This is a genomic window from Sphingomicrobium astaxanthinifaciens (assembly GCF_022865105.1).
Lineage (GTDB): Bacteria > Pseudomonadota > Alphaproteobacteria > Sphingomonadales > Sphingomonadaceae > Sphingomicrobium > Sphingomicrobium astaxanthinifaciens.
Genome location: NZ_JAKNYM010000002.1, coordinates 673,448 through 699,798 on the forward strand (window position 1 = coordinate 673,448; position 26,351 = coordinate 699,798).

The 26,351-nt window shown below is 67.3% G+C and carries 25 protein-coding genes; 15 read left to right on the top strand and 10 right to left on the bottom strand.

Translation table 11 applies throughout. The features are described 5' to 3' along the window. Positions 1 to 74: 74 nt before the first annotated feature. Genes L8951_RS07145 through L8951_RS07155 form a run of 3 tightly spaced genes read left to right on the top strand, consistent with a single transcriptional unit; the run spans position 75 to position 3,889 of the window. The gene (locus L8951_RS07145; protein WP_244382301.1) at positions 75 to 1,571 is read left to right on the top strand and encodes a phospholipase D-like domain-containing protein; all 1,497 of its coding nucleotides are present in this window, start codon (positions 75 to 77) and stop codon (positions 1,569 to 1,571) included. A 46-nt stretch (positions 1,572 to 1,617) separates the two neighbouring features. Next, a complete protein-coding gene (ubiA, locus tag L8951_RS07150) occupies positions 1,618 to 2,523 on the top strand; it encodes a 4-hydroxybenzoate octaprenyltransferase (protein ID WP_244382302.1) in 906 nt (301 codons plus the stop codon). A gap of 19 nt (positions 2,524 to 2,542) precedes the next feature. Next, positions 2,543 to 3,889: a TldD/PmbA family protein gene (locus tag L8951_RS07155; RefSeq protein ID WP_244382303.1), complete on the top strand. Its 1,347-nt coding sequence runs from the start codon at positions 2,543 to 2,545 to the stop codon at positions 3,887 to 3,889. Here L8951_RS07155 and L8951_RS07160 read toward each other — a convergent pair. From L8951_RS07160 to L8951_RS07170, 3 genes are all read right to left on the bottom strand, one after another. Further along, complete coding sequence (locus L8951_RS07160) at positions 3,886 to 4,773, bottom strand: hypothetical protein (RefSeq protein ID WP_244382304.1); 888 nt, start codon at positions 4,771 to 4,773, stop codon at positions 3,886 to 3,888. The genes L8951_RS07155 and L8951_RS07160 overlap by 4 nt on opposite strands. A 118-nt stretch (positions 4,774 to 4,891) precedes the next feature. Continuing rightward, a complete protein-coding gene (locus tag L8951_RS07165) occupies positions 4,892 to 5,329 on the bottom strand; it encodes a CoA-binding protein (protein WP_244382305.1) in 438 nt (145 codons plus the stop codon). Between the two features lie 27 nt (positions 5,330 to 5,356). Continuing rightward, positions 5,357 to 6,319 carry an Mrp/NBP35 family ATP-binding protein gene (locus tag L8951_RS07170; protein ID WP_244382306.1) on the bottom strand — a complete coding sequence of 321 codons (963 nt, stop codon included), beginning with the start codon at positions 6,317 to 6,319 and terminating at the stop codon, positions 5,357 to 5,359. A 70-nt stretch (positions 6,320 to 6,389) separates the two neighbouring features. Between L8951_RS07170 and hflK the strand changes: the two genes are divergently transcribed. The 6 genes from hflK to L8951_RS07200 all read left to right on the top strand — a co-directional run bounded on the left by hflK (position 6,390) and on the right by L8951_RS07200 (position 12,488). Next, positions 6,390 to 7,511 carry an FtsH protease activity modulator HflK gene (gene hflK / locus L8951_RS07175; protein WP_244382307.1) on the top strand — a complete coding sequence of 374 codons (1,122 nt, stop codon included), beginning with the start codon at positions 6,390 to 6,392 and terminating at the stop codon, positions 7,509 to 7,511. Further along, positions 7,511 to 8,374: a protease modulator HflC gene (gene hflC / locus L8951_RS07180; protein WP_244382308.1), complete on the top strand. Its 864-nt coding sequence runs from the start codon at positions 7,511 to 7,513 to the stop codon at positions 8,372 to 8,374. The genes hflK and hflC overlap by 1 nt, the downstream gene beginning before the upstream one ends. Positions 8,375 to 8,514: 140 nt before the next feature. Next, positions 8,515 to 10,068, top strand: a complete 1,554-nt coding sequence (locus L8951_RS07185; RefSeq protein ID WP_244382309.1) for a Do family serine endopeptidase — start codon at positions 8,515 to 8,517, stop codon at positions 10,066 to 10,068. 59 nt (positions 10,069 to 10,127) lie between these two features. Beyond that, complete coding sequence (locus L8951_RS07190; protein ID WP_244382310.1) at positions 10,128 to 11,747, top strand: helicase HerA-like domain-containing protein; 1,620 nt, start codon at positions 10,128 to 10,130, stop codon at positions 11,745 to 11,747. Beyond that, positions 11,744 to 12,124 carry a nuclear transport factor 2 family protein gene (locus L8951_RS07195; RefSeq protein ID WP_244382311.1) on the top strand — a complete coding sequence of 127 codons (381 nt, stop codon included), beginning with the start codon at positions 11,744 to 11,746 and terminating at the stop codon, positions 12,122 to 12,124. Before L8951_RS07190 ends, L8951_RS07195 begins: the two co-directional genes overlap by 4 nt. A gap of 61 nt (positions 12,125 to 12,185) precedes the next feature. Beyond that, entirely contained in the window at positions 12,186 to 12,488 is a 303-nt protein-coding gene (locus L8951_RS07200) for a hypothetical protein (protein ID WP_244382312.1), read from the top strand. Here L8951_RS07200 and queF read toward each other — a convergent pair. After that, entirely contained in the window at positions 12,485 to 12,931 is a 447-nt protein-coding gene (gene queF, locus L8951_RS07205; protein ID WP_244382313.1) for a preQ(1) synthase, read from the bottom strand. The genes L8951_RS07200 and queF overlap by 4 nt on opposite strands. Before the next feature lie 112 nt (positions 12,932 to 13,043). Between queF and L8951_RS07210 the strand changes: the two genes are divergently transcribed. Together L8951_RS07210 and L8951_RS07215 are read left to right on the top strand one after the other, a co-directional pair. Next, positions 13,044 to 13,274: a hypervirulence associated TUDOR domain-containing protein gene (locus L8951_RS07210; protein WP_244382314.1), complete on the top strand. Its 231-nt coding sequence runs from the start codon at positions 13,044 to 13,046 to the stop codon at positions 13,272 to 13,274. A 72-nt stretch (positions 13,275 to 13,346) separates the two neighbouring features. Then, positions 13,347 to 14,183: a sulfurtransferase gene (locus tag L8951_RS07215; protein WP_244382315.1), complete on the top strand. Its 837-nt coding sequence runs from the start codon at positions 13,347 to 13,349 to the stop codon at positions 14,181 to 14,183. Between the two features lie 153 nt (positions 14,184 to 14,336). Here L8951_RS07215 and L8951_RS07220 read toward each other — a convergent pair whose 3' ends face one another. The 6 genes from L8951_RS07220 to L8951_RS07245 are packed head-to-tail and all read right to left on the bottom strand — an operon-like array spanning position 14,337 to position 20,686. Continuing rightward, positions 14,337 to 14,885 carry a winged helix-turn-helix domain-containing protein gene (locus L8951_RS07220; RefSeq protein ID WP_244382316.1) on the bottom strand — a complete coding sequence of 183 codons (549 nt, stop codon included), beginning with the start codon at positions 14,883 to 14,885 and terminating at the stop codon, positions 14,337 to 14,339. A 19-nt stretch (positions 14,886 to 14,904) separates the two neighbouring features. Continuing rightward, positions 14,905 to 15,303, bottom strand: a complete 399-nt coding sequence (locus L8951_RS07225) for a DUF3035 domain-containing protein (protein ID WP_244382317.1) — start codon at positions 15,301 to 15,303, stop codon at positions 14,905 to 14,907. Next, the gene (lspA, locus tag L8951_RS07230) at positions 15,296 to 15,784 is read right to left on the bottom strand and encodes a signal peptidase II (protein WP_244382318.1); all 489 of its coding nucleotides are present in this window, start codon (positions 15,782 to 15,784) and stop codon (positions 15,296 to 15,298) included. The genes L8951_RS07225 and lspA overlap by 8 nt, the downstream gene beginning before the upstream one ends. Further along, positions 15,781 to 18,636, bottom strand: coding sequence for an isoleucine--tRNA ligase (gene ileS, locus L8951_RS07235; protein WP_244382319.1), 2,856 nt, complete (start codon positions 18,634 to 18,636; stop codon positions 15,781 to 15,783). The genes lspA and ileS overlap by 4 nt, the downstream gene beginning before the upstream one ends. 47 nt (positions 18,637 to 18,683) lie before the next feature. Beyond that, entirely contained in the window at positions 18,684 to 19,616 is a 933-nt protein-coding gene (locus L8951_RS07240) for a bifunctional riboflavin kinase/FAD synthetase (RefSeq protein WP_244382320.1), read from the bottom strand. 35 nt (positions 19,617 to 19,651) lie between these two features. Beyond that, a complete protein-coding gene (locus L8951_RS07245; RefSeq protein WP_244382321.1) occupies positions 19,652 to 20,686 on the bottom strand; it encodes a succinylglutamate desuccinylase/aspartoacylase family protein in 1,035 nt (344 codons plus the stop codon). 250 nt (positions 20,687 to 20,936) lie between these two features. Here L8951_RS07245 and rpsM point away from each other — a divergent pair, with 250 nt between their 5' ends. The 4 genes from rpsM to L8951_RS11635 all read left to right on the top strand — a co-directional run bounded on the left by rpsM (position 20,937) and on the right by L8951_RS11635 (position 26,249). Then, complete coding sequence (rpsM, locus tag L8951_RS07250) at positions 20,937 to 21,305, top strand: 30S ribosomal protein S13 (protein ID WP_244382322.1); 369 nt, start codon at positions 20,937 to 20,939, stop codon at positions 21,303 to 21,305. A gap of 50 nt (positions 21,306 to 21,355) precedes the next feature. Next, positions 21,356 to 21,745 (top strand): 30S ribosomal protein S11, encoded by a 390-nt coding sequence (rpsK, locus tag L8951_RS07255; RefSeq protein ID WP_244382323.1) that lies wholly within the window; start codon positions 21,356 to 21,358, stop codon positions 21,743 to 21,745. A gap of 91 nt (positions 21,746 to 21,836) precedes the next feature. Further along, positions 21,837 to 22,898 carry a DNA-directed RNA polymerase subunit alpha gene (locus L8951_RS07260; RefSeq protein ID WP_244382324.1) on the top strand — a complete coding sequence of 354 codons (1,062 nt, stop codon included), beginning with the start codon at positions 21,837 to 21,839 and terminating at the stop codon, positions 22,896 to 22,898. Positions 22,899 to 23,006: 108 nt separating this feature from the next. After that, complete coding sequence (locus L8951_RS11635) at positions 23,007 to 26,249, top strand: type ISP restriction/modification enzyme (RefSeq protein WP_244382325.1); 3,243 nt, start codon at positions 23,007 to 23,009, stop codon at positions 26,247 to 26,249. Positions 26,250 to 26,351: the final 102 nt, after the last annotated feature.

Consider the following 26,351-nt stretch of genomic DNA (forward strand, 5'->3'; position numbering starts at 1 on the left):
CCCCGTTCCGCACATTCTCGTCTTTTCAGCAGGGGAAGAGGGAACGCGGCGGGGGGCTCCCGATTTAGGATCGTGTGAGTAACGAACTGCAGCCGATCGTCGCGGTGGGGCGCAACTGCTGGCGGATCGAGCGGGCCAGCGAGGCGCGCATGATCGTCGACGCCGCCGCCTATTACCGCATCATCGCCGAAGCGATGCAGCGCGCGCGGCGCCGCATCTTCATCGTCGGCTGGGATTTCGACACCCGCATCACCCTCGCCCCCGACCGCGAGGGAAGCTACCATGAAAGCCTCGGCCATTTCTTCATCGAACTGGCGCGCGAGCGTCCCGGGCGCCAGATCGACATCCTCAAGTGGAATTTCGGCGCGCTCAAGCAGTTCTTGTCGCTCCGCGCGAGCTACTGGCTGCTGCGCTGGTGGCTCGCCCCCCCGATCAATTTCAAGTTCGACGGCGCGCATCCCAAGGGGTGCAGCCATCACCAGAAGATCGTCGTCCTCGACGACAGCCTCGCCGCCTGCGGGGGGATCGATATCGCCATGCGCCGCTGGGACACGCGCGAACATGCGCCCGATGACGAGTGCCGCACCACCCCCAACGGCAAGCCCTATGCGCCGTGGCACGACGTCACCATGCTCCTGCGCGGCGAGATCGCGGGCGCGCTCGGCGATCTCGGGCGCGAACGCTGGCGGGTGGCGACGCGGCGCGATCTCGAACCGCTCGAGGATTGCCGCGACGACTGGCCCGAGGATCTCGAGCCGCATTTCACCGACGTCGACGTGGCGATCGCGCGGACCCGCGCGGCCTGGGACGATCTCGAGGAAGTGCGCGAGAACGAGGCGCTCGTGATCGACATGATCGAGCACTGCCGCCGCTTCGCCTATATCGAGAACCAGTATTTCACGAGCCCCAAGATCGCCGCCGCGATCTGCACCCGCCTCGCCGAGGACGATCCGCCCGAGATCGTGCTGGTCATGCCACGCACCGCCGATGGCTGGCTCGAGAGCGTGGCGATGGACGGCACGCGCCAGAAGCTGATGCAGGCGATCAGCAACGGCACGGGGGGCGAGAACTTCCGCATCTACGTGCCGGTCAACGCGGCCGACACCGACATCTACGTCCACGCCAAGGTGGCGATCGTCGATGACCGCTTCCTGCGCGTCGGCTCGTCCAACCTCAACAACCGGTCGATGGGGCTCGACAGCGAATGCGACGTCGTCGTCGACGCGGGCCTGCCCCACAATGCGGGGCGCGGGCTCGAGGAGCGCATCGCCGGCCTGCGCCGCGACCTGATGGCCGAGCATCTCGATGTCGAGGTCGAGGCGATCGCCGCGCTCGAGCAGGAGGGCAAGGGGCTGGTCGAGGTCATCGAGGCGCTGCGCGGGGAGGGCAAGACGCTGACCCTGCTCGAGATGAAGGACCTGTCGGGCACCGAGCAGTTCATCGCCGATCACGAACTGCTCGATCCCGAGGATACCGAGGAAATGTTCGAACCGCTCGCGCGCAAGACGCTGCGCCAGCGCTGGCGCGAGACCCGGACCCGATTCCGCGACCGCTTCTCGCGCTCGGCCTGAGCGCGCGCGCTTGACCCCGGCCCCGTCGCCGCGCCATGCGCGGGCGATGGATCTCGTTCCCGACAGCGAGCGCACCGGGCTGATCGGCGCGCTGCCGAAGAGCTGGCGCCCCTATGCCGCGCTGATGCGGCTCGACCGCCCGATCGGCACCTGGCTGCTCTACTGGCCCTGCCTCGCCGGGCTCGCGCTGGCCGGGGGCGGCGGGCGCTGGGCGCTGGCCTTCTGGTTCCTGCTCGGCGCCTTCGCGATGCGTTCGGCGGGGTGCGCCTATAACGACATCGTCGATCGCGACCTCGATGCCCGGGTCGAGCGCACCCGGCTGCGCCCGCTGGCGAGCGGGCGGCTGTCGCTCAGGCAGGCGTGGGGACTGGTCGCGCTGCTGCTGCTGGTCGGGCTGCTCGTCCTGCTCCAGCTGTCGCTGGCCGCGCAGCTGGTCGCGCTCGCCAGCCTCGCGCTCGTGGCGGCCTATCCCTTCATGAAGCGGATCACCTGGTGGCCGCAGGCGTGGCTCGGGCTGGTCTTCTCGTGGGGCGCGCTGGTCGGCTGGACCGCCGGCTGGGGGAGCCTCGCGCTGCCCGGGCTGCTCCTGTGGGGCGGGTCGGTTTTCTGGGTCATCGGCTATGACACCATCTACGCGATCCAGGACGTGGAGGACGACGCGCTGGTCGGGGTGCGCTCGTCGGCGCGGGCGCTCGGCGGCCGGGTGCGCACGGGGGTCGCCCTGTGCTACCTCCTCGCGGTGGCGCTATGGGGGGCGAGCCTGTGGCAGCTGAAGCCGACCCCGCTGGCGCTGGCCGCGCTCGCGCCCGCCGCGCTGCACCTCGGCTGGCAGGTCGCGAGCCTGCGCGCCGACGACGGCCAGCGCGCGCTCGATCTGTTTCGCGCCAACCGCATCGCCGGGCTGCTGCTCGCGCTCGCCTGCCTGACGGTCGGCTTGTCGCGCGGGGCCTGAGGGCTTAAGCGCCTCGGCCATGCGCAATCTCGAACACGCCCGCCAAGCCACCCGCCGCGCCGTCGACCTCGCGATCAAGGCGGGCGCCAGCGCTGCCGATGCAGCCTTGGTCGCGAGCGGATCGTCGAGCGTCGAGGTGCGAATGGGCGCGCTTGAGGACGTGCAGCGCTCGGAGGGCGAGAAGCTGGGGCTGCGCGTCTTCCTCGGCCAGCGTGTCGCCAGCGTCTCCTCCTCCGACCTTTCCGAAGACGGGCTCGCCGGGCTGGCGTCCCGCGCGGTGGCGATGGCCAAGGCGGCGAGCGAGGACGAATATGCGGGCCTCGCCCCCGAAGCGATGCTGATGGACGGCGCCGCGCCCGACCTCGACCTGTACGAGGACAACGAGCCCGGCCCCGAGGCGCTCAAGGAGCGCGCGCTCGAATGCGAGGCCGCCGCGCTGGCGATCGACAAGGTCGCCAATTCCTCGGGCGCGAGCGCCTCGGCCTCCTCGAGCCTGTTCGCGCTCGCCACCAGCCATGGTGTCGATGCCGCCTTCCGCTCCTCGGGGCACGGCTGTTCGGTCGCGGTGATCGCCGAGGATGCGAGCGGAAGCGAGCGCGACTATGCCTATCATTCGGCGCGCTATCTCGCCGACCTCGAGGATGCCCGCGCCATCGGCACGCGCGCGGGCGAGCGGGCCGCCGCGCGGCTGTCGCCGCGCCGGTTCGAGGGCGGGCGCATGCCCGTCCTGTTCGACCCGCGCGTCGCCACCAGCCTCCTCTCGCACCTCGCCGCCGCGCTGTCGGGCAATGCGGTCGCGCGCCGCTCCTCCTTCCTGCAGGACAAGATGGGCGAGCAGGTCTTCGCCCCCGGGGTGACCATCACCGACGATCCGTTGCGCAAGCGCGGGCTGCGCAGCCACGGCTTCGACGGCGAGGGGCTGCCGGTGCAGCGCATGCACATCGTCGAGGACGGGCGGCTGCAAAGCTGGTTCGCCGCCTCGGCCGCCGCGCGCCAGCTCGGCATCGACCCCACCGGCCATGCGATCCGCGGCCCCGGCGGCGCGCCCGGCGCGGGGCCTAGCAATTTCTGGATCGAGGCGGGCGAGCGAAGCCGGGCGGAGCTTCTCGGCGCGCATCCGCGCTGCTTTCTCGTCACCGAACTGATCGGGCAGGGGGTCAATGGCGTCACCGGCGACTATTCGCGCGGCGCGGCGGGGTTCTACGTCGAGCATGGCGAGATCGTCGCCCCCGCGAGCGGCGCGACCATCGCCGCCAACCTCAAGGACATGTTCGCCACCCTCGAGCCCGGCAGCGACCTCGAACTGCGCAAGGGCGTCGATGCGCCCACGCTGCTGGTCCCCGAGATGACGGTGGCGGTAGGCTAGCGCAGCCGCGAGCCTTCGGGGCGATAGCCCCGCGCCCACAGGACATAGGTCACGCGGCGATGCCCGTTGGCAAGATCGCGCACATAATGGTTGGGGCGGCCCTCGGCATCATAGCCGACAATCCCGCCGAAGCGGCCGCCGGGCAGCTCGGCCTGTGCCGGCGGGAAGGCGCCGAGTTTGTTGCGGCCCTTGCCGCCGCCGCGCCCCGGATTGCCCGACCCGCCGTCATCGGCGCCCTCGCCATACATGGTCGCGCTGTTGAGCACGTTCCAGTCGGCTTGCCCGGGGTCGAGGTTGGACGAGCGATAGCGCCCCCCGCCGTCGGGATCGGCGCTATAATCCATGCAAGTGCCGAGGTTGCGGTTGTAGAAATTGGTATCGAGATGGCCGAGCCCGAAGGTATGGCCGATTTCGTGGCACATCACGAATTCACGCTGCGCAGGGGTGTCGTAGAAACTGCCCGGCGTGAAATAGCTGTCGTTGATCTGCGCGGTCGCCCAGCTGATGAAGGCTTCGGCGTCGGCATCGATCGTCGCCACCCCGACCCAGCCGGTCGAGCCATAGGTGTCGGCGCGTACGATCACCTCGCCGAGGATCGGGTCGCAGGCATTGGCGGCGGCGTCGTCGGCGGGCAACTCGGTGCTGTTGAGCGTCAGCGGCGACTGCGCATTCTCGCCCCATTTCTCGAACGCCGCGACCGAGCTTCCCTTGTAATAGGGTCGCCAGATGTCGGCGGTGTCGCCGCCCTGAAAGGACAGGTCGAGCGTGACGGGCACGCCGCCCGGGGCCCAGCGAAAATCGCCCCATTGGTGGCCCGTGCCCGCGATCGCGGTGCCGGCGGCCAATATGGTTGCGGTGCCCGCGAGGAGTCGGTGAAGGTGCATGATCGTCCCCTTTTTCCTGCCGGAAAGGGACGCGGTCGGCCATCCCTTCCCGCAGCGCGCGATTGTTCATTCGGGGACACCCTGAGTCAATTGGGGCGAATCAGGGAGGCGCGCGTGGTCAGTCGGCCGCCCCCACCGGCGCGATCCCCAGCCGCGGGATCTCGATCTTGGGACAGCGGTCCATCACCACCTCGAGCCCGGCGGCCTCGGCGCGCGCGGCGGCGGCCTCGTCGACCACCCCCAATTGCATCCAGATCGACTTGGCACCGGCGAGGATCGCCTGGTCGACCACGGCGCCGACTTGGTCCGAGTTGACGAAGCAGTCGACCATGTCGATGGGGACGTCGATCTGGTCGAGTTCGCGCCAGACATATTCGCCGTGGACATGCTGCCCGGTGATGCGCGGGTTGACGGGCAGCACGCGATAGCCGCGCTCAATCAGCCAGGCCATCACGCGGTGGCTGTCGCGCTGTGGCTTGTCGGAGGCGCCGACCATCGCGATGGTGCGGGTCTGTTCGAGCAGGCGGGCGATGTCGGCGTCGGCGGTCAGCGGCATGGACTTCTCCTTTGCCCCCCGAACGGTTCAGCCCGCTCTCTTGCTCCCGAGCTGCTCGAGGAGCGCGCGCGCGAGCGCCATGAAGGCGTCCTGCGCGGGGCCTTCCTCGGCGGCGGGCGGCGCGCCCGCGTCGCTCGCCACCCGGATGCTCGCCGACAGCGGCAACCGCCCGAGGAAGGGCAGCCCGAGCTCGGCGGCGCTGGCTTCGGCGCCGCCCCTGCCGAACGGGTCGCTGGTCTCGCCGCAATGCGGGCAGGCGAACCCCGCCATGTTCTCGACGATGCCGAGCACCGGCACGTCGGTCTTGCCGAACAGGTCGATCGCGCGGGTGGCGTCGATCAGCGCGAGGTCCTGCGGGGTCGAGACGATCAGCGCCCCCGCCGGGCGCGCCTTGCTGATCAGCGACAATTGCACGTCGCCGGTGCCGGGCGGCAGGTCGATGAGGATGATCTTCGCCGCGCCCCAGTCGGCCTCGAGCAGCTGGTTGAGCGCCCCCGCCGCCATCGGCCCGCGCCACGCGAGCGCGGTGCCGGGTTCAACGAGCTGGCCGACCGAGAGCAGCCGCACCCCGTGTGCCGACACGGGGATCAGTGTCTTGCCCTCGGCCTTGGGCTTCTCGTCGGTCCCGAACAATCGCGGCTGCGAGGGGCCGTAGATGTCGGCATCGACGAGCCCGACCTCGTGGCCGAGCCGGGCCAGCGCAACCGCGAGGTTGGCCGACAGGGTCGACTTGCCGACCCCGCCCTTGCCGCTGGCGATCGCCACGAAGGTGCGCTCGACCTTGGCCGCGGTCAGCCCGACGCGCACCTCCTCGACCCCGGGAAGCGCCAGCGCGGCGCTCCTGAGGTCCTCCTCGAGCGCGCGGCGTTCGAGCGCGTCGAGCCCGCTGGCATCGACCAGCAGCCGCGCCACCTTCCCCTCGAGGCGGCGGCTCTTGAGGCGGTCGGCGTGCAGATGCGTGTCGAGCGGGGCGAGCGGATCGTCGGTCATGGCCGCCTCCTTAAAAGGCTAAATGCGCGCTGTCCCTTTTTTTTGCCGGGCGCCACCCTATTATCGGGGCATGAGCATTTTTTCGGGGTGGCGCGCGGGCGCGCTTTTCAGCGACAGCAAGGGGCCGTGGGGCCCGGCCGGCGGCGGGGCATCGGGCGGGGGCGGCAAGGGCGGCGACGAGCCCCCCAAGGGTCCCTGGCGCCCGGGGCCGACTCCCCCCGGCGGTGGCGGCCGGCCGCGGCGCCCCGGCAACATCACCAGCCTCGACGAATGGCTCAAGGGCAACCGCGCGCGCTTCGGCGGCGGCGGCCCGGGCGGTCGCGGCGGGCCCTCCTTCCCCGGCATGCCCAAGGGTTCGGTCATCGTCTGGGCGATCGTCGGGCTCGTGCTGCTGCTGCTGCTCTTCTCGACCGTCCACCGCGTCGCCCCCGAGGAGCGCGGGGTGGTGACCCGCTTCGGGCGCTATGTCGAGACGCTGTCCCCCGGGATCGGGCTGACGCTGCCCGCGCCGATCGACCGGGTCAGCAAGGTCGACGTCGAGGACATCCGCAACATCGACGTCGGCTCGGACGAGACCGAGAATTTGATGCTGACCGGTGACGAGAACATCATCGACATCGCCTACCAGGTGCGCTGGAAGATCCGCGACCCCGAGAAATATCTGTTCGAGCTCGCCAACCAGGAGGACACCGTCCGCCAGGTCGCCGAGAGCGCGATGCGGCAGGTGATCGCGCAGGCGAGCCTGCAGGACGCGATCGGCGAGGGCCGCTCGGAGATCCAGGCGCGGGTGCAGGAAGAGATGCAGCAGACGCTCGACGGCTACCGCTCGGGGATCGAGATGCGCGGGGTGGAAATCAAGCGCGCCGACCCGCCCGAGGTGGTCAACGAGGCCTTCAAGCAGGTCACCGCCGCGCAGCAGGACGCGCAGAGCTTCATCAACCAGGCGCGCGCCTACGCGCTCCAGCTCACCGCGCAGGCGCAGGGCGAGGCCGAGGCCTTCGACAAGGTCTATGAGGAATATCGCCTCGCCCCCGAGGTCACCCGCCAGCGGCTCTATTACGAGACCATGGAGCGCGTGCTGCGCGACGTCGACAAGACCATCATCGAGGCCGAGGGGGTCCAGCCCTATCTGCCCCTGAACCAGTTGCAGCGGCAGGCGCGTCCTTCGACGAGCGCCGGTGGAGGCCAGTAATGATCAGCTATGTTCGCAACCACCCGCTGTTCGCCTTCTTCGCCGCCTTGTTCGTGCTGGTCGTCCTCGTCGCCGCCTTCCCGGTCGCGCGCGAGACCGACCAGGGGGTGGTCGTGCGCTTCGGCAAGCCCGAGCGCATCATCAACCCCTATGTCGAGGGGCAGGGCATCGGCGGCGAGGGCGCCGGGCTGACCTGGCGCATCCCCTTCGCCGAGGACGTCGTGTGGATCGACAAGCGCGTGCGCGACATCGACATGGACACCCAGCTCGTCCTGTCGACCGACCAGCTGCGGCTCGAGGTCGACGCCTTCGCGCGCTACCGCATCACCGATCCGTTGCAGATGTATGTCGCCGCGCAGCGCGTCGAGCGTGTCGAGGAGGCGCTACGCCCGATCCTCGGCTCGCAGCTGCGCAACGAGCTCGGCAAGCGCCCCTTCGCCTCGCTGCTCAGCCCCGAGCGCGAGGGGGTGATGGAGAATATCCGCCGCGGGCTCGACGCGGTCGCGCGCCAATATGGCGCCGAGATCATCGACGTGCGGATCAAGCGCGCCGACCTGCCCGACGGTTCGCCGCTGGATTCGGCGTTCGAGCGCATGCGCACCGCGCGCGAGCAGGAAGCCCGCGCGATCCGCGCGCAGGGGCAGAAGCAGGCGCAGATCATCCGCGCCGAGGCCGACGCCGACGCCGCGCGGACCTATGCGGCAAGCTTCGGGCAGGATCCCGACTTCTACGATTTCTACCGCGCGATGCAGAGCTATCGCACCACCTTCGTGAAGAATGGCGATGCCAACGATCCCAAGGGCGAGGCGGCGATCGTGCTGTCCCCCGACAACGAATATTTCCGCGAGTTCACCGGGCGCTAGGCAACCGCGCGCCCGGCGCTGCCGTTGGCAGAAGCGGGGCGCCCGTTGGTCGGGGCCGCAAGGCAGCATTCAAATGGCATTCAGCCCCGCGACCTAGCCTCGCTTTCGAACCGTTGGCATGCGATGATGAAGGAACTGGAATGGCCAAGGAGATGACCACCGTGCGCTACGTCTACGGGATTGCCGCCGCGCTTCTGCTCGGAGGGAGTGCCTATTCGATGACCGGGGGGACGCTGGCCGGCCAGGAGGCGCAGAACGCGCCGCGCCCGGTGCCCGTCGCCGGCGCGCCCGAGAGCTTCGCCGACCTCGCCGCGCGGCTCCAGCCCGCGGTGGTCAACATCTCGACCCGGCAGGAGATCGAGGTGCAGCGTCGCCAGCAGGACCCGCTCGACCAGTTCTTCCGCCGCTTCGGCGTGCCCAACCCGCGCGGCAACAGCGAGCCCGACGACGCGCCGGTCACGCGCGAGACCGGCTCGCTCGGGTCGGGATTCGTCATCTCGCCCGACGGCTATATCGTCACCAACAACCACCTGATCGAGGGGCGTGGCGGCAACGGCGGCACCGTCGACGAGGTCTATGTCACCTTCCCCGACCGCACCGAATATGAAGCCCGCATCGTCGGGCGCGACCCGGACAGCGACCTCGCCGTGCTCAAGATCGAGGGCACCAACCTGCCCTATGTCAACTGGGGCGACAGCGACGACGTGCGCGTCGGCGACTGGATCATCGCGATCGGCAACCCCTACGGGCTCGGCGGGACGGTGACCGCAGGAATCGTCTCGGCGCTGCATCGCGGCATCACCGGGTTCGGCGCCTACGACCGCTACATCCAGACCGATGCCTCGATCAACATGGGCAATTCGGGCGGGCCGATGTTCGACATGGCGGGCAACGTCATCGGCATCAACTCGGCGCTCATCTCGCCGACCGGCGCGAGCGTCGGCATCGGGCTGGCGATCCCCGCCGAGGCGGCCAAGCCCGTGATCGAGAGCCTGCGCCGCGGCGAGGCCCCCGAGCGCGGCTATCTCGGGGTCTCGCTCCAGCCCCTGTCGGAAGACATCGCCGACGCGCTCGGGCTGCCCAAGGAGCGCGGCGAGCTGGTGCGCTCGGTCGTGGCCGGGCAGGCGGCCGAGGCGGCGGGGCTCCAGCGCGGCGACGTCATCCTCGCGATCGACGGCACCCCGGTGACCCCCGACAACACCGTCTCCTACCTCATCGCCAACACCCCGGTCGGCGCCACCGTGCCGCTCACCATCATCCGCAACGGCGAGCGCCGCACCGTCAACGTGCGCGTCAACCAGAGGCCCAGCCGCGAGGAACTCGCGGCCCAGCTCGGCAGTCCCGAGCGCGAGGACGGCGGGATGGCGGCCGAGGACGAGACCCCGGTCGACGGCGGCGATGCGCTCGGCATGACGCTGCAGCCGCTGACCGACCAGATTCGCGATGCGCTGCGGCTCGAGCCCGGGCTCGAGGGCGTCATCATCAGCCGGGTCGACCCCAATAGCGACGCGGCCCGCAAGGGGCTGCAGCGCGGCGAGGTCATCCTGCGCGTCAACCGCCAAGACGTGCGCAACGTCGACGATGTCGACGCCGCGGTCGGGGCCGCGCGCGCGGCGGGGCGCGACAGCGTGCTGGTGCTGGTCCAGCGCGGCCGCCAGCCCGCGCGCTACATCGGGCTCGAGCTCGAACGCTAGGCTTGCGGTTCGGCCCGTCGCCGCTAGGCTCGTCGCGATCAGTGGGGAGAGCGAGCGGCGTGGACAACGAGACGATCTTCATCGGCACCGCGGGCGCGGGCGGGGCGCGGCAGGCATTGCGGCTCGACCGCGCCAACCGGCACGGGCTCATCGCCGGCGCCACCGGCACGGGCAAGACGATCACGCTGCAGGGGCTGGCCGAGGGGTTCAGCCGCGCCGGGGTGCCGGTCTTCCTCGCCGACGTGAAGGGCGACCTCGCCGGGCTCGCGCTGCCAGGCTCGGCGACGCACAAGCTGCACGACCCCTTCACCAAGCGCGCGCGGCTGATCGACTATGACACCTATGCCTACGAGGATTTCCCGGTCCGCTTCTGGGACCTGTTCGGCACGCAGGGCCACCCCGTGCGCACCACCGTGTCGGAGATGGGGCCGCTGCTGCTCGCACGGCTGATGGATCTCAACGACACGCAGGAAGGCGTGCTCACCATCGCCTTCCACCTTGCCGACGCCGAGGGGCTCTTGCTGCTCGACCTCGACGACCTGCAGGCGATGCTGGTCGAGGTCGGCGAGCGGCGCGCCGAGCTCACCCTCGACTATGGCAATGTGTCGACCGCCTCGATCGGGGCGATCCAGCGCCGGTTGCTCCAGCTGCGCACGCAGGGGGGCGACCGCTTCTTCGGCGAGCCCGCGCTCGACCTCGACGACTTCATGGCGTGCGACGAGCGCGGGAAGGGGGTCGTCAACATCCTCGCCGCGAGCGAACTGATGCAGAGCCCGCGGCTCTACGCCACCTTCCTCCTGTGGCTGCTCTCCGAACTGTTCGAGGAGCTGCCCGAGGTCGGCGACCCCGACAAGCCCGAGCTGGTGTTCTTCTTCGACGAGGCGCACCTCCTGTTCGACGATGCCCCCAAGGCGCTGGTCGAGAAGGTCGAGCAGGTGGTCCGGCTGATCCGCTCGAAGGGGGTGGGGGTCTTCTTCGTCACGCAGAACCCGATCGACATCCCCGACGAGGTCGCCGGCCAGCTCGGCAACCGGGTCCAGCACGCGCTGCGCGCCTTCACCCCGCGCGACCAGAAAGCGGTGCGCGCGGCGGCCGGGACCTTCCGCCAGAACCCCGGGCTCGACGTCGCCGAGGTGATCACCCAGCTCAAGGTCGGCGAGGCGCTGGTCTCGGTGCTCGACGAGGAGGGCGCGCCGACCCCGGTCGAACGCACGCTGGTCAAGCCGCCTTCGGCGCGCGCCGGCGCGCTCTCGAGCGGCGAGCGCGCGATGATCATGGCCGCCGACGGGATCGGCGCGCGCTATGACGAGGTCGTCGATCGCGAGAGCGCCGAGGAGGTGCTCGAGGCCCGCGCCGCCGCCAAGGCCGCCGCCGCCGCCGAGGACGAGGCGCGCGCCGCCGAGGAAGAGGCGCGCGAGAAGGCCGAGCGCGCGGCGCGCCGCTCGGGCGGCACGCGCTCGCGCTCGCGCTCGAGTTCACGTTCGAGCTCGACCGTCGACAAGATCGGCCGCGCGGTCGAACGCACCATCGTCAACAAGATCGGGCGGCAGATCGGCAACGCCATCCTGCGCGGCATTCTCGGGTCGATGGCCGGGGGCGGTGCCCGCCGGGCCACCTCCTCGACCGGCAAGCGCGCGCGCCGCGCCGCGGCCAGGCCGCAATGGGACAAGCTGCGGTGAACGCCGAGCTCGGCCTCGTCCAGCGACTCGAAGCCGAATGGCGCCGCGCGCTGTTCGCCAAGGACGAGACCGCGCTGCGCCGGCTCATCCACCCCGATTTCCAGCTCGTCGGGGTGCGCGGCGAGGCCCCCGTGATGCTCGACCTCGACGGGTGGATCGGCGCGCTTGCCAACATGGACGTGGTCGACCTCGAGGTCGACATCCTCGACTGTACGCGGACCAACGGCACGATCGTGGCCACCGTCGATGCGCGCTGGAGCGTGCGCTATCTCGGGCAGGTCATTCAGGAAAGAGTCCTGTTGTCCGATATATGGGTCGAGACGGCGCGCGGCTGGCAGGTGCTGCGCCGCCATAGTTCGCCGCTGGCCTGCGACTAATTGGACAGCGGCGCGATCCTCCCCATATCGGGGCGGACGCAAGTTTGTGAAGGATGACCCGATGATTGCCACGATGATGATCGCCGCCGCGCTGGCGCAGGACCCCGGTACGGTGCGTGCCTCGCGCGCCGCGTTCGACGACTGCCTCGAGGCGCGGGTCGAGGCCGCGCGCGATGGGGGGCAGTCGCCCGCCGATTTCCGCGCCGCGATCCGGACCGCCTGCGCGGCGGAGGCGGCGGCGCTGCGCACCGCGCTCATCGCCTACGACCTGTCGACCGGGCAGGGTGCCGACGATGCCGCGACCTGGGCGCAGGAGGATATCGACGACAGCCGCGAGGCGGCGGCGCGTCGGCTCGAACGCTAGCCGCGTCCGCGGTAGCCGGGCACGCCCTGGTCGGGCAGCCACAGCCCCTCGGGGGGCGTCCCCGACTGCCAGAACACGTCGATCGGGATGCCCCCGCGCGGGTACCAGTAGCCGCCGATGCGCAGCCACTTGGGCTGCATCTCGTCGAACAGCCGCTTGCCGATCCCCACGGTGCAATCCTCGTGGAAGGCGGCGTGGTTGCGAAAACTACCGAGGAACAGCTTGAGGCTCTTGCTCTCGACGATCGTTTCACCGGGCGCATAGTCGATCACGAGATGCGCGAAATCGGGCTGCCCGGTGACCGGGCAGAGCGAGGTGAATTCGGGCGCCGCGAAGCGCACCAGGTAGAGCTCGCCGCGACGCGGGTTGGGCACATAGTCGAGGTCGGCGTCCTCGGGGCTCGAGGGCAGCGCGCGGGTCTGGCCGAGATGCTTGGGGGTCATGGACCAAGGCCCATAGCCGCCCCCATTCGTCGGCGCAAACCCCGCGGTTCGTCGCGCCCGGCGCAACCTTGGGGCCCGCTCCGCCCGTTGGCCGGGCAAAAGGAGAAACCGCATGAGCAATCCGAACAGCTTCCAGACCGACCAATATGTCAAATGGGACTGGGGCGAGGGCACCGGCTGCGGACAGGTCGAGGAGCGCTTCGAGCGCGAGGTGACGCGCACCATCGAGGGCAATGAGATGACCCGCGAGGGGAGCGAGGACAACCCCGCCTACCTGATCCGGCAGGAGGACGGCGACAAGGTGCTCAAGCTGGGCTCCGAGCTCGAAGCGCAGGACACTTAAGCGCCGCGTGCCGTTGGTGTAGCAAGGGGCGCCCGTTGCGGCGCCTTTTGTCTTTCGTCAGGAGGATCGATTATGGACGATCTCGTCACCGCCGCGTGGCTCGAGGCGCATCTCGACGCGGTGCAGCCGGTCGATTGCACCATGTTCCTCGCCGACCACGGGCACGATGCCAATGCCGAGTTCGAAGAGGGGCATGTGCCCGGCGCACTGCGGCTCGATATCCGCGCCTTCGCCGATCTCGACCATGACGCCCCGCACATGCTGCCGCCCCCCGCACTCGGCTGCGCGATGCTCGAGGCGCTGGGGCTGCGGCGCGACAGGCCGATCGTCGTCTATGACGACAGCCCGCTGCGTAGCGCGGCGCGCGGCTGGTTCACCATGCGCCATTACGGCGCGCGCGCGGTCGCCATCCTCGACGGCGGGCTGGGCGCGTGGAAGGCGCAGGGCCGCGCGCTCGAGACCGGCCCCGCGCGCGTGCGCACCGGGCTCTGGCCCGACGCCGGGCCGGTCGGCGGCATCGTTACTAAGCAGGACATCCTGGCCGGCGAGGCGCCGCAGGTGGTCGATGCGCGCAGCCGCGCGCGCTTTCGCGGCGAGGCCGAGGAGCCGCGCCCCGGCATGGGCCGGGGCCATGTGCCGGGCGCGCGGAGCCTGCCGATGGGGCAATTCTATCGTGAGGACGGCACCTTCAAGGACGCCCACGGGCTGCGCGCCGCCTTCGCGGCGGCGGGTGTCGATCCGCACGCGCCCTTCACCGCCAGCTGCGGGTCGGGGGTGACCGCCTGCTCGATCCTGTTCGCCGCGCACCTGCTCGGCGCGCGCGAGGGGCGGCTCTACGATGGGAGCTGGTCCGAATGGGGCGCCGACCCCGACACCCCCAAGGAAACGGGCGACCCCGCCTCCGCCTAGAGCGAGAGGTAGGGCGGGCGCGGCGGCAGCGCGCGGCGGTCCGCCTCGCGCGGCGCGGCATCGGGCGCCTTGTGGGCGGCGCCGGCGTTCGAGTCGCGAGGGGGCAGCGGGGCGATCATGGCCCCGGAATACGCCCCGGCGATGAAGATGGGCTTAACTGGGCTCGATGTCGCGCAGGATCCAGCCGCGCTGGGGGATCGTCTCGATAAACTCGGCCCCGCCGCTGGCGCTGCGCAGCTTCTTGCGCAGCTTGGAGATGAAGACGTCGATGATCTTGGGCTGCGGCTGGTCGTCGGCGCGGCGATAGAGATGCTTCAGCAGCATGTTGCGGGTGACGACATTGTTGCGCGCATAGGCGAGCAGTTCGAGCACGCGATATTCCATCTCGGTGATGCCGATCGGATGCCCGTCGATGCGGATGAGCCGCTGCACGGCGTCGACGTTCATGCGCCCGCCGCACAGGCTCTCGGGCATCTCCTGCCCCTGCGCCTTGAGGCTGGCGAGCAGCTTGGAGGCGGTTTCGTCGGCATCGGTGGTGGCGCCGGGGGCGGGCGCGCCGAGCACCGCCTGCTGGATTTCCGACAAGGCCTTCTGCGCCTCGTCGACGAGGCCCAGCCCGTCCTCAAGCTTGCGTCGCGCGCGCTCGAGCTGGCTTTCGATGTCGACCAGCCCGTTCTGCAGCTTGTTGCCCGCTTCGCTCATGTCCCGTCCCCCCTGGCGCTTACTGCGGCGTGTCGGCGGCGGCGTCCTGCCCGTCGCCTTCGGGCGTCTCGAGGATCGTCTGCGTCGTCGCGCCCTTGTCGACCACACGCGTGTCGGGATCGCCCGCGGTCGAGCGCGCGCCGAGCGGGATGGTGCCGCCGTCGGCGGCCTCGCTGATGACGGTGCGTTCGGCGGCCGAGCGCGGGGCGGGCCCGCCGAACAGCGCCTCGAGCGCGCGCGTCTGCGCCTCCCCCGCGCTGGTCGACACGGTGCCCGCGCGCGGCGGCTCGAGCGTGTAGTCGGGCGGGATGATGAGCGGCGCGTTGCGCGTCACCGCATATTCGTCGAGCGAGCCCTCGTTGCGCGCGCAGCCCGAAACGGCGACGGCGATGGTCATGAGGGCAAGAGCCTTACGCATTGGAAATCTCCTTTTCGCGCCGGGGCCAGAAGGCGCGGATCAGTAGGTAGGCGACACCGAGCGTGATGGCCGCGTCGGCGATGTTGAATACATAGAAAGGCCGAAACGACCCAAAGTGCAAGTCCGCATAGTCGACGACATAGCCGAAGCGGGCGCGGTCGACGATGTTGCCGAGTGCCCCGCCGAGGATCATCGCGAAGCCGAGGCGGTCGCCTTCCTCGCCCGGGCGGGTCATCAGCCAGCCGACGATCGCGGCGATGATCGCGGTGGCGGCGACCAGCAGCCAGCGCCCCAATTCGGTGTCGGCGGCGAGCAGCCCCAGCGAAATGCCGCGGTTCTCGACCCAGGTCAGGTTGAAGATGTCGACGATGTAGACGCTGCCCTTCGCCTCCAGGGCAAAGGGCCCGACGATCCACCATTTGACCAGCTGGTCGACGATGAAGATCGCGAGCGCGATCGCCATGCCCTTGCGAACGCTCATTTGAGCACCTCCTCGCAGCGCCCGCACAGCTCGCCGTCCTGCGTGACCTCGGGCAGGTGGCGCCAGCAGCGCCCGCACTTGGCGTGGGTCGTCGTCTCGATCTTCAAGCCATCGCCCTTGTGGACGGGGCCCGAGATGAACAGTTCGGCGAGGAAGTCGGGGTCCTCGGCGCTGTCGACCGTCACTTCGGCCTGCAGCGACGAGCGGATCACCTTGTCCTTGCGATAGGGCTCGATCGCCTCGGTGACCCGCGCGCGAAGCTCGCGAAGCTCGCTCCACCGCGCCGCCAGCGTCTCGTCCTTCCAGCCGTCCTCGATCTCGGGCCAGAAGAGCGTGTGCACGCTGCCGCCTTGCGGGTAGCGCGTCGTCCACGCCTCCTCGGCGGTGAAGACGAGGATCGGCGAGAGCCAACGCGTGAGCGCGTGGAACAGGACGTCGAGCACGGTGCCATAGGCGGCGCGCACATGCGTCTGCTCGCCCGTCTCGGCATTGACGTCGCAGTAGAGCCGGTCCTTGCGGATATCGAAGAAGAAGGAGGACAGGTCGTCCTGCGCGAAATCGACCAGCGTGCGGACGTAGCGGTTGAAGTCGTAATTCTCGGTCGCCGACCTCAGCACGCCCGACACCTCGGCGATGCGATGCAGCATGTAGCGCTCGAGCTCGGGCATGTCCTTGGCGGGCACGGCGTTGGCGGGATCGTAATCGACCAGCGCGCCGAGGAGGTAGCGCAGCGAGTTGCGAAGCTTGCGATACTGGTCGCCCACCCCGCGCAGGATCTCCTCGCCGATGCGATGGTCCTCGGTATAGTCGACGCTCATCGCCCACAGGCGGATGATGTCGGCGCCATATTGCTCCATCACCTTCAAGGGGCTGATGGTGTTGCCGAGGCTCTTCGACATCTTCATGCCCTTGGCGTCCATCGTGAAGCCGTGGGTCAGCAGCGCCTTGTAGGGCGCGCGCCCGCGCGTGCCGCAGCTTTCGAGCAGCGAGGACTGGAACCAGCCGCGATGCTGGTCACTGCCTTCGAGATAGAGGTCGGCGGGCGAGCGCTGCTCGGGCCAGTCGCCGCTCTCGAGCACGAAGGCATGGGTCGAGCCGCTATCGAACCAGACATCGAGGATGTCGGTGACCATCTCGTAATCGGCGGGGTCGCGACCTTGCCCGAGGAAATGCTGCGCACGATCCTCGCGCCAGGCATCAACGCCCTCGGCGCGCATCGCCTCGACGATGCGTTGGTTGACGTCGTGATCGACCAGCAGTTCGCCGCTCTTGCGCTCGACGAACAGCGCGATGGGCACGCCCCAGGCGCGCTGGCGGCTGATGAGCCAGTCGGGACGGTCGGCGACCATCGTGCCGATGCGGTTGCGCCCGCGCTCGGGATAGAAAGCGGTGTCGGTGATCGCGTCCATCGCCGCCTCGCGCAGCGTGGGATAGTCGTCGGCCACGCCCTCGCCCTCGGGCAGCGGATGCCCGCCCTCGCCCTCCCAGCGCTGCTCGGCGCGGGTCTTCTTGGGCAGGTGATGGAGATGCTTGTCCATCGCGATGAACCACTGCGGGGTGCAGCGATAGATGACCTTGGCCTTCGAGCGCCAGCTGTGCGGATAGCTGTGCGCATAATCGGCGCTCGCGCTCAGCAGCGCGCCGGCCTCCTTGAGGTCCGAGCAGATCGGGCCTTCGGGGGAATTGAAGGGCTTGTTGATGACGCTGCGGCGGCGCTCGTCATCGCCGCCGAGCCACAGCCAGTCGTCGCGATAGGTGCCGTCGCGGGTCACCGCGAAGACGGGCTCGATGCCGTGCTGCTTGCACAGGCGGAAATCGTCCTCGCCATGGTCGGGCGCCATGTGGACGATGCCGGTGCCGCTGTCGGTGGTGACGAAGTCGCCCGCGAGCAGCGGGCGCGGCTTGGCGTAGAAGCCGCCGAGATGGTGCATCGGGTGGCGCGCGACGGTGCCGTCGAGCTCGGCACCCTTGAAGCGCATGACGTCGGTGAAGCCCAGCCCGGTCCGCTTGGCGACCGCTTCGAGAAGGTCGACACCGACGATGAAGCGCCGCCCCTCGGCCTCGACGAGCGCATAGTCGATCTCGGGCCCGAAGCTCAGCGCCTGGTTGACCGGGATCGTCCACGGCGTGGTGGTCCAGATCACCGCATAGGCACCGACCAGTTCGGGCAGCTTGCTCTCGACGATCTCGAACGCGACGTCGATCTGCGGGCTGTCGGTCAGATCCTGATATTCGACCTCGGCCTCGGCCAGCGCGGTTTCCTCGACCGGCGACCACATCACCGGCTTCGACCCGCGATAGAGCTGGCCCGTTTCGGCGAACTTGAAGAGCTCGGCGACGATCTGCGCCTCGGCCTCGGGGCGCATGGTCAGATAGGGCTTGTCCCACTCCCCGATATTGCCGAGCCGCTGGAACTGGTCCGCCTGCACCTCGACCCATTCGGCGGCATAGGCGCGGCATTCGGCGCGGAATTCGGGCGCGGGGACGTCCTTCTTGTCCTTCTTCTTCTTGCGATACTTCTCCTCGATCTTCCATTCGATCGGGAGACCGTGGCAGTCCCAGCCGGGCACGTAGGGCGCGTCGCGCCCAAGCAGCGTCTGCGAGCGCACGACCACGTCCTTGATGGTCTTGTTGAGCGCATGGCCGATATGGATGTCGCCATTGGCATAGGGCGGCCCGTCGTGGAGGATGAACTTCTCGCGCCCCGCGCGGCTCTTGCGCACCTGCCCGTAAATGTCCTCTTGCTGCCAGCGGGCAAGGATCTTCGGCTCCTTCTGCGGGAGACCGGCTTTCATCGGGAAGTCGGTCTTGGGCAGGAAGACCGTGTCTTTGTAGTTCGGCTTATCGGACATGGGGTTAGGCGCTTAAGGGCGCGAACGCCTTCGCACAACAGATAAGGTTAGGGTCGCCCTTGCGAAAGCAGCCGCCGTGCCTCGGCCCCGTCGGCGTCCATCTGGCGCTTCAAGGCTTCGAGATCGTGGAACGCCGCCTCGGGGCGCAGGTAGTGGTGCAGCTGCACCTCGATCTCCTGCCCGTAGAGGTCGCCCTCGAAATCGAAGATGAAGGTCTCGAGCAGTTCCTTGGGCGGGTCGAACATCGGGCGTACGCCGAGGTTGGAGACGGCGTCATGCTCAGCTCCGTCGGGCAGCCGCACGCGGGTCGCGTAGATGCCATAGGCGGGGCGCAGATATTGCCCGAGTTCCATGTTGGCGGTCGGCCAGCCCAGCTCGCGCCCGCGCTTGTCGCCATGCACCACCTTCGCGCGGACCGCGAAGGGGCGGGTGAGGAGGCGGGTGGCGGTGGCCGGATCGCCCGCCTGCAAGGCCTCGCGGATGCGCGAGGAGGAGACGATCGCCTCTTCCATCGCCACGGCGCCCACGGCCTCGGCGCTCATGCCCTTGGCGGCGCCCAGTTCGGCGAGCTTGGCGACATCGCCCTCGCGCCCCTTGCCGAAGGTGAAATCCTCGCCGGTGACGACGCCCGCGACTTGTAGCCTGTCGGCAAGCAACTCGACGAACTCGGCGGCGGTGAGCGAGGCGAGCGCATCGTCGAAGGCGAACACCAGCATCCCGTCGGCACCGGCGTGGGCGAACAACTCCTCGCGCTGGTCGAGCGTGGTGAGGCGGAACGGCTTGGCATCGGGGCGGAAGTGCCGCACCGGATGCGGATCGAAGGTCGCCACCACCGCGGGCCGCCCCTCATGCGCCGCCTTGGCGATGGCGCGCCCGACCACCGCCTGGTGCCCGAAGTGGAACCCGTCGAAATTGCCCAACGCGACGATCGCGCCGCGCAAGGCCTCGGGGGCGGGGTCGGTATGGCTGAACCGCTGCATGGGACTAGCGCCTTAGCGAGGACGAGCGCCCGCGCCTAGTCGATCTCATGTTCATCGAGCAGCGCGCCGCTCAGGCGTTCCTCGGTGAGCGGGTCGAGGTAGATGCCGTTGTCGCCCAGCTGCGCGATGTGGAGCAGCGCGTCGCCGCGGTTGACCACCCCCATCCGGCTGTGGCCGATGACCAGCCCCTCGATCGGCGACTTGAGCACGCTTTCCTCCTCGGGATGGGTCGGGTTGCGCACCGTCGCCACCACCTGCCCGAGGCCGACCTTGCGCCCCGAGGGGGTGCGCACCGAGGCGATGCCGCCGCGTGGGGATCGGAGCCACAGCGAGCGCGTGCTCTCCAGCGGCGCGGCGATCTTGCGCTTCGAGGCCTTTAGATCGAGCATGTCCATCGCCGCCATCACGCGCAGGATGCCGTTGACCCCGACGCGGGTGGAGAAATCGTCGAAGCGCAGCGCCTCGCCCGCCTCATAGAGCAGCATCTCGAGCCCGTTCTCCATCGCCACCCCGCGCATCGAGCCCTCGCGCAGCTTCGAATGCATGATGATCGGGGGCGAGAAGGCCCGCGCCAGTTCGCTCGCCTTGCCACATTCGGGGCTGACGCGGATCTGCGGCAAATTGTAGCGGTGGATGGCGGCCGAATGCAGGTCGATCGCGAAGTCGGCGCGCTCCATCAGCATGGTGCGGAAGAGATAGGCGATGCGGCTGGCGAGGCTGCCGTCCTCGCGCCCCGGGAAGCTGCGGTTCAAATCGCGCCGGTCGGGGAGGTAGCGGCTCCACGCGACGAAGCCGAAGGGGTTGACGATCGGCACCGCGAGCAGCGTGCCGCGCAGCTTCTTGGGCTGCATCTTGGCGAGCAGCCGGCGCACCACCTCGATCCCGCTGATCTCGTCGCCGTGGATCGCGGCCGAGACGAGCAGCGTGGGGCCGGGCGCGGTGCCGTGGACCACGCGCACCGGCAGGTGGACCATGTTGCCCGCCGAATCGCGACTGATCGGCACGTCGACCGCGAGCCGCGTCCCGGGCTTGACCTCATGGCCGTCGAAGGCGAAGTTCGTGCTCCCCATAGGGGCTTAATGACGCAGGTCGGGCTTTGGCTCCACCCCCGTCGACGCGGGACGCCCGCTTTTGCACCTTGCCCGCGCGGCCAGCCTTGACTCGCCCGCCGCGCCCGCCTATTTCGCGCCCATCCCGAACCGCGGTGACCGGCGGCGCCCTCGTTGCGTCCGCCGTTTTCATCGTTGGAACGGGGGAACGCTTTGAGATGGGTTGGCAAGTGCCCGCCAACCCGTGGAGCCGCAAGGAGAATATTTGGTTATGGCACGTATTGCCGGGGTCAACATCCCGACCAACAAGCGCGTCGAGATCGCGCTCACCTACATCCATGGCATCGGTCACACGACCGCCAAGGAAATCACCGAAAAGCTGAAGATCGCGCCGGAACGCCGCGTCGCCGACCTGTCGGACCAGGAAGTCCTGCAGATCCGCGAGACGATCGATGCGGACTACACCGTCGAAGGTGACCTTCGTCGCGAGAATGCGATGAACATCAAGCGCCTGATGGACCTCAAGTCCTATCGCGGCCTGCGTCACCGTGCCGGCCTGCCGGTCCGCGGCCAGCGCACGCACACCAATGCGCGCACCCGCAAGGGCAAGGCCAAGCCGATCGCCGGCAAGAAGAAGTAAGCGCCTCTCAGGCCCGCTTCTCGCACAGCTTTTAGAAGAGAGATTCCAATATGGCACGTGAACCGCAGCGCGTTCGTCGCCGTGAGCGCAAGAACATCACCGCCGGCGTGGCGCATGTGAACGCCAGCTTCAACAACACCATGATCACCATCACCGACGCGCAGGGCAATGCGATCAGCTGGTCCTCGGCCGGGATGATGGGCTTCAAGGGCTCGCGCAAGTCGACCCCTTATGCCGCGCAGGTTGCCGCCGAAGATGCGGGCAAGAAGGCCCAGGAGCATGGCGTGCGCACCCTCGAGGTCGAAGTGAAGGGCCCGGGTTCGGGTCGCGAATCGGCGCTCCGCGCGCTGCAGGCGGTGGGCTTCACCATCACCTCGATCCGCGACGTCACCCCGATCCCGCACAACGGGGTCCGCCCGTCCAAGCGCCGCCGCGTCTAACCGCGCGCTGATCGCCCCGGGCCGAGACCGTCTCGGCCCGACACACCGTTAACACTGGCGGGGGACGCCCCGCCGAACATCTGGGGACACTATGTCGATCAACGCGAAGAACTGGCAGGAACTCAAGAAACCGCAGGGCCTCGACCGCAAGCCCGGCGCCGACGCCAAGCGCAAGGCGACCTTCGTGGCCGAGCCGCTCGAGCGCGGCTTCGGGATGACGCTCGGCAACAGCCTGCGCCGCGTCCTCCTCTCCAGCCTCCAGGGCGCCGCCATCACCTCGATGAAGATCGAGGGCGTGCTGCACGAATTTTCCAGCCTTGCTGGGGTTCGGGAGGACGTGACGGATATCGTGATCAATATCAAACAGGTCGCGGTGAAGATGGAAGGCGAAGGCCCCAAGCGGCTGCAGCTGTCGGCGACCGGCCCCGGCGAAATCACCGCCGGCCAGATCGCCTGCCCGGGCGACATCGAGATCACCAACCCCGATCTCGTCATCTGCCACCTCGACGAGGGCGCGACGCTCAACATGGAGCTCACCGCCGACGTGGGGAAGGGCTATGTCCCCGCGGCGATGAACCGTCCGGCCGACGCGCCGATCGGGCTGATCCCGGTCGACAGCCTCTATTCGCCGATCAAGCAGGTCGCCTACAAGGTCGAGAACACCCGCGTCGGGCAGGAGCTCGACTATGACAAGCTCAGCCTCACGGTCGAGACCGACGGCACGGTGACCCCCGAGGATGCGGTCGCCTATGCCGCGCGCATCCTGCAGGACCAGCTCCAGCTGTTCGTCCACTTCGACGACAGCATGGTCGCGCCGGCGCCGGCGCAGGGAGCCGCCGCGGGGGGCGCCGCCGAGGGCGGTCAGGACACCAACCAGCTCAACCGTTACCTCCTCAAGAAGGTCGACGAGCTCGAGCTGTCGGTGCGTTCGGCCAACTGCCTCAAGAACGACAACATCATCTACATCGGCGATCTGGTGCAGAAGACCGAAGCGGAGATGCTGCGCACGCCCAACTTCGGCCGCAAGAGCCTCAACGAGATCAAGGAAGTCCTTGCCTCGATGGGCCTGCGCCTCGGCATGGAAATCCCGGGCTGGCCGCCCGAGAATATCGAGGAAATGGCCAAGAAGCTCGAGCAGGAATTGCTCGGCTAAGCCGGACTTCCGATGGGAAGAGATCGAGGGCCGTCCCGCAAGGGGCGGCCCTTTTCTTTTGGTGTGGATCCCGTAATGGTCACCTTGCCGAAAGTAAGGGGGCATTGCGTGGATATTGCGGGCTATTTTCAGACTGTCCGGGAAAAATATGAAAGCGGACAGGCGACCGAGCATAGCTATCGTGGCGCGCTGGAAGACTTGTTTCAAAGCATCGACACGAAGCTGACCGTCATCAACGAGCCCAAGCGCTCGGAAGGGGGCATGCCCGACCTCATGCTCCAGCGCGACGGCATTCCTATCGGATGGGTCGAAGCCAAGGATATCGACAAGGATATCATCAAGCTGAAGGGCTATTCGGTCGAGCAGCGAAAGCGGTACGAAAAGGCTTATCCCAACCTCATCTACACCAATGGCGTGGACTTCGAATTCATCCGCAGTGGCGAGCGGGTCAAGCTGGTCACCATTGCCGATTTCATGGGAGAACTGGGGGGGCTCAATCCGCAGCCCGCCGCCTATGCGACGCTCGAACGGCACCTTCACGCTTTCGCGCAGGAAAAGCCGATCTCGATCCGATCCGCCAAAAAACTGGCGGAATTCATGGCGGCCAAGGCGGCCATCATCAAGGACGAAATCGACATGGCGTTGGCCGAGGATGAGGGCTACCGCTCGACGCTGGCTGGCCAGTACAAGAGCTTCAAGCAGAACCTCCTGCCCAACCTCACGCCGGGCGAATTCTCGGACATCTATGCCGAGACCATCACCTACGGCATGTTCGCCGCCCGCTTCCACGATCCCGACCTCAACACGTTCAGCCGCGCCGAGGCGATGGAGCATCTCCCCGCCTCCAACCCATTCCTGAAGGGGTTGTTCGAATATATTGCCGGGCCCCAGCTACCACAGCGCCTCAAATATGTGGTCGATGACCTGGTCGAGGTCATGCGCGCCAGCGATCCCCACTCGCTGTTCGAGAATTACGGCAACTTCACCGCGCGCAACGACCCCTTCATTCATTTTTACGAAGACTTCCTGGCCGCCTACAATCCCAAGAAGCGCAAGAGCCGCGGCGTCTGGTACACGCCCGAACCTGTGGTCGACTTCATCGTTCGAGCCGTCGATGATGTGTTGAAGGAGGAATTCGGGCTGAAGGATGGTCTTGCCGACACGAGCAAGGTGACGGTCGACTGGGACATGGGCACCAACCATCCCAAGACGGGCAAGCCGATTACCGAAAAGCGCGAAGTGCACAAGGTCCAGATCCTCGATCCCGCTACCGGAACCGGCACCTTCCTCGCCAAGGCGGTGCAGTTGATCGCCGACCGCGTGAAATCCCGCGCGCCGGGCAAATGGTCATCCTATGTCGAGGAAGATTTATTGCCGCGTCTTCACGGGTTCGAGTTGCTCATGGCGAGCTATGCCATGTGTCACATGAAGCTCGACATGCAGCTGGCCGAGAATGGCTACAAGCCGAGCGCGAAACCGCCGCGTCTGTCAGTATGGCTGACCAATGCACTGGAACCCGCCGAGCGCGAGGTGCGGGATTTGTTCTTCGCGCCGTTGGCCGAGGAAGCGCGCGGGGCGAGCGAGGTGAAGCGGCAGACGCCGATCATGTGCGTGATTGGGAACCCGCCTTATAACGCTCGATCTGAGAACGTTGGGCAGTGGATCACTAGTCTAATTGAAGACTATAAGTATGTTGATGGGAAGCACTTCGGTGAACGGAAACACTGGCTTCATGATGACTATGTGAAATTTATTCGTATGTCTGAGAAGCTGATTTCTGAAAATCCATCGGGCGGTGTACTCGGATTCATCACAAATCACGGCTACTTAGACAATCCAACTTTTCGCGGGATGCGTTGGCATCTTTTGCAAAGCTTTGACAAAATATGGGTGCTCGATCTGCACGGTAATGCGAAACGCCGAGAGGTCGCGCCCGATGGATCCTCTGACAAAAATGTGTTCGACATCATGCAAGGCGTAAGCCTCGTAATAGCAGTTCGAAAAAATGGGCGTTCGCAAGGCCCCGCAGAAGTGTTCCATCACGAACTATGGGGGAGCAGGCAAAGCAAGAATGAAAATCTATGGACTTTACAAGGAAAGCGAGCAGGATTCCATAAGCTCGAATTACGAAAGCCGCTAAATTTGTTCGTTCCGAAGGATTTAGAGCTTATGGAGCGCTATGAACGCGGCTTCAAGAGTGACAGGCTTTATTCTGTATCGGTGACTGGGATTGTGACTGCTCGAGACCATCTTGCGATTGATTACACGGCCAATGAGCTCTCATACAAAATTGGGCATTTTGTCGACGAGAACCAATCAGATGACGCAATCAGACAGAGATTTTTCTCGCACAAAAAACCTGGGAAGTTCCTGCCCGGAGATAGCAGAGGCTGGTCGCTGTCGGATGCCCGCCGAAAGCTGAAAGATCAGGATTACGAGCAAAAGTTTGAAGATATTGGTTATCGACCCTTCGACACTCGAAAGATTCTTTACAGCACTGACCTAATTGATTGGGGCCGAGAAGCCTTCTATCGAAGCATCAGGCCTACAGAGAACCTATCCTTCGTCACGGTCTCTAAGCAACTTCAATCAAAACCGACGTCCTATTACTTTTTGGCGTCTGCCATGGTGTCGAACGGATATATCCGATCTGATAGCGTAAGTATTGATTCGATTTTTCCTCTCTATTCTTATCCAGACGACTCTTCTGTCCAAACTGACACCCTTGCATCAAAAGAGCGCAAGATCAATTTCGACCCCAAACTCTTTGCCGCCATCTGCGAGGCGGCGGGAATCGACCCTACAGATCAGGCCGGTCGCGAAGACGATTTCCGCGCGCCCACTGGCGATGCCCGCCCCTCCGAGATCAAGGTCTTCGACTATATCTACGGCGTGCTCCACTCGCCCGATTATCGCGAGACCTTCGCCGAATTTCTGAAGATCGATTTCCCGCGCATTCCCTATCCGCCCAGCCCTGCAATCTTCCGCCATGTCAGCGAGAAGGGCGAGGCGCTGCGGCGGCTGCATCTCATGGAGGATGCCGCCGTTGGCGAGACGCCCTATCCCTACCATGGCGAGGGTGACGATGTGGTCGCGGCGCGGCATCCAAGGTTCGAGGACGGCCGGGTCTACATCAACCCCGATCAATTTTTCGATGGCGTGCCGAAGGTGGCTTGGGACTTCTATATCGGCGGTTATCAGCCCGCCCAGAAATGGCTCAAGGACCGTAAGGATCGCGCGCTCTCATGGGACGATATCGGGCACTATCAGAAGATCGTGAAGATCCTCCTCGAAACCGATCGGATCATGCGCGAGATCGAACTTCCGCTCGATCTCGAAGCAGAGGGGTAAGGGTGTCGTGGAAGGGGGTTTGGGGGCCGGGGCCCCCAAGCTGGCTCGCGCGGCAGCGCTTGCGGAGCAACATTCTTGCGATCGTTGTTGGTAATGACGCGG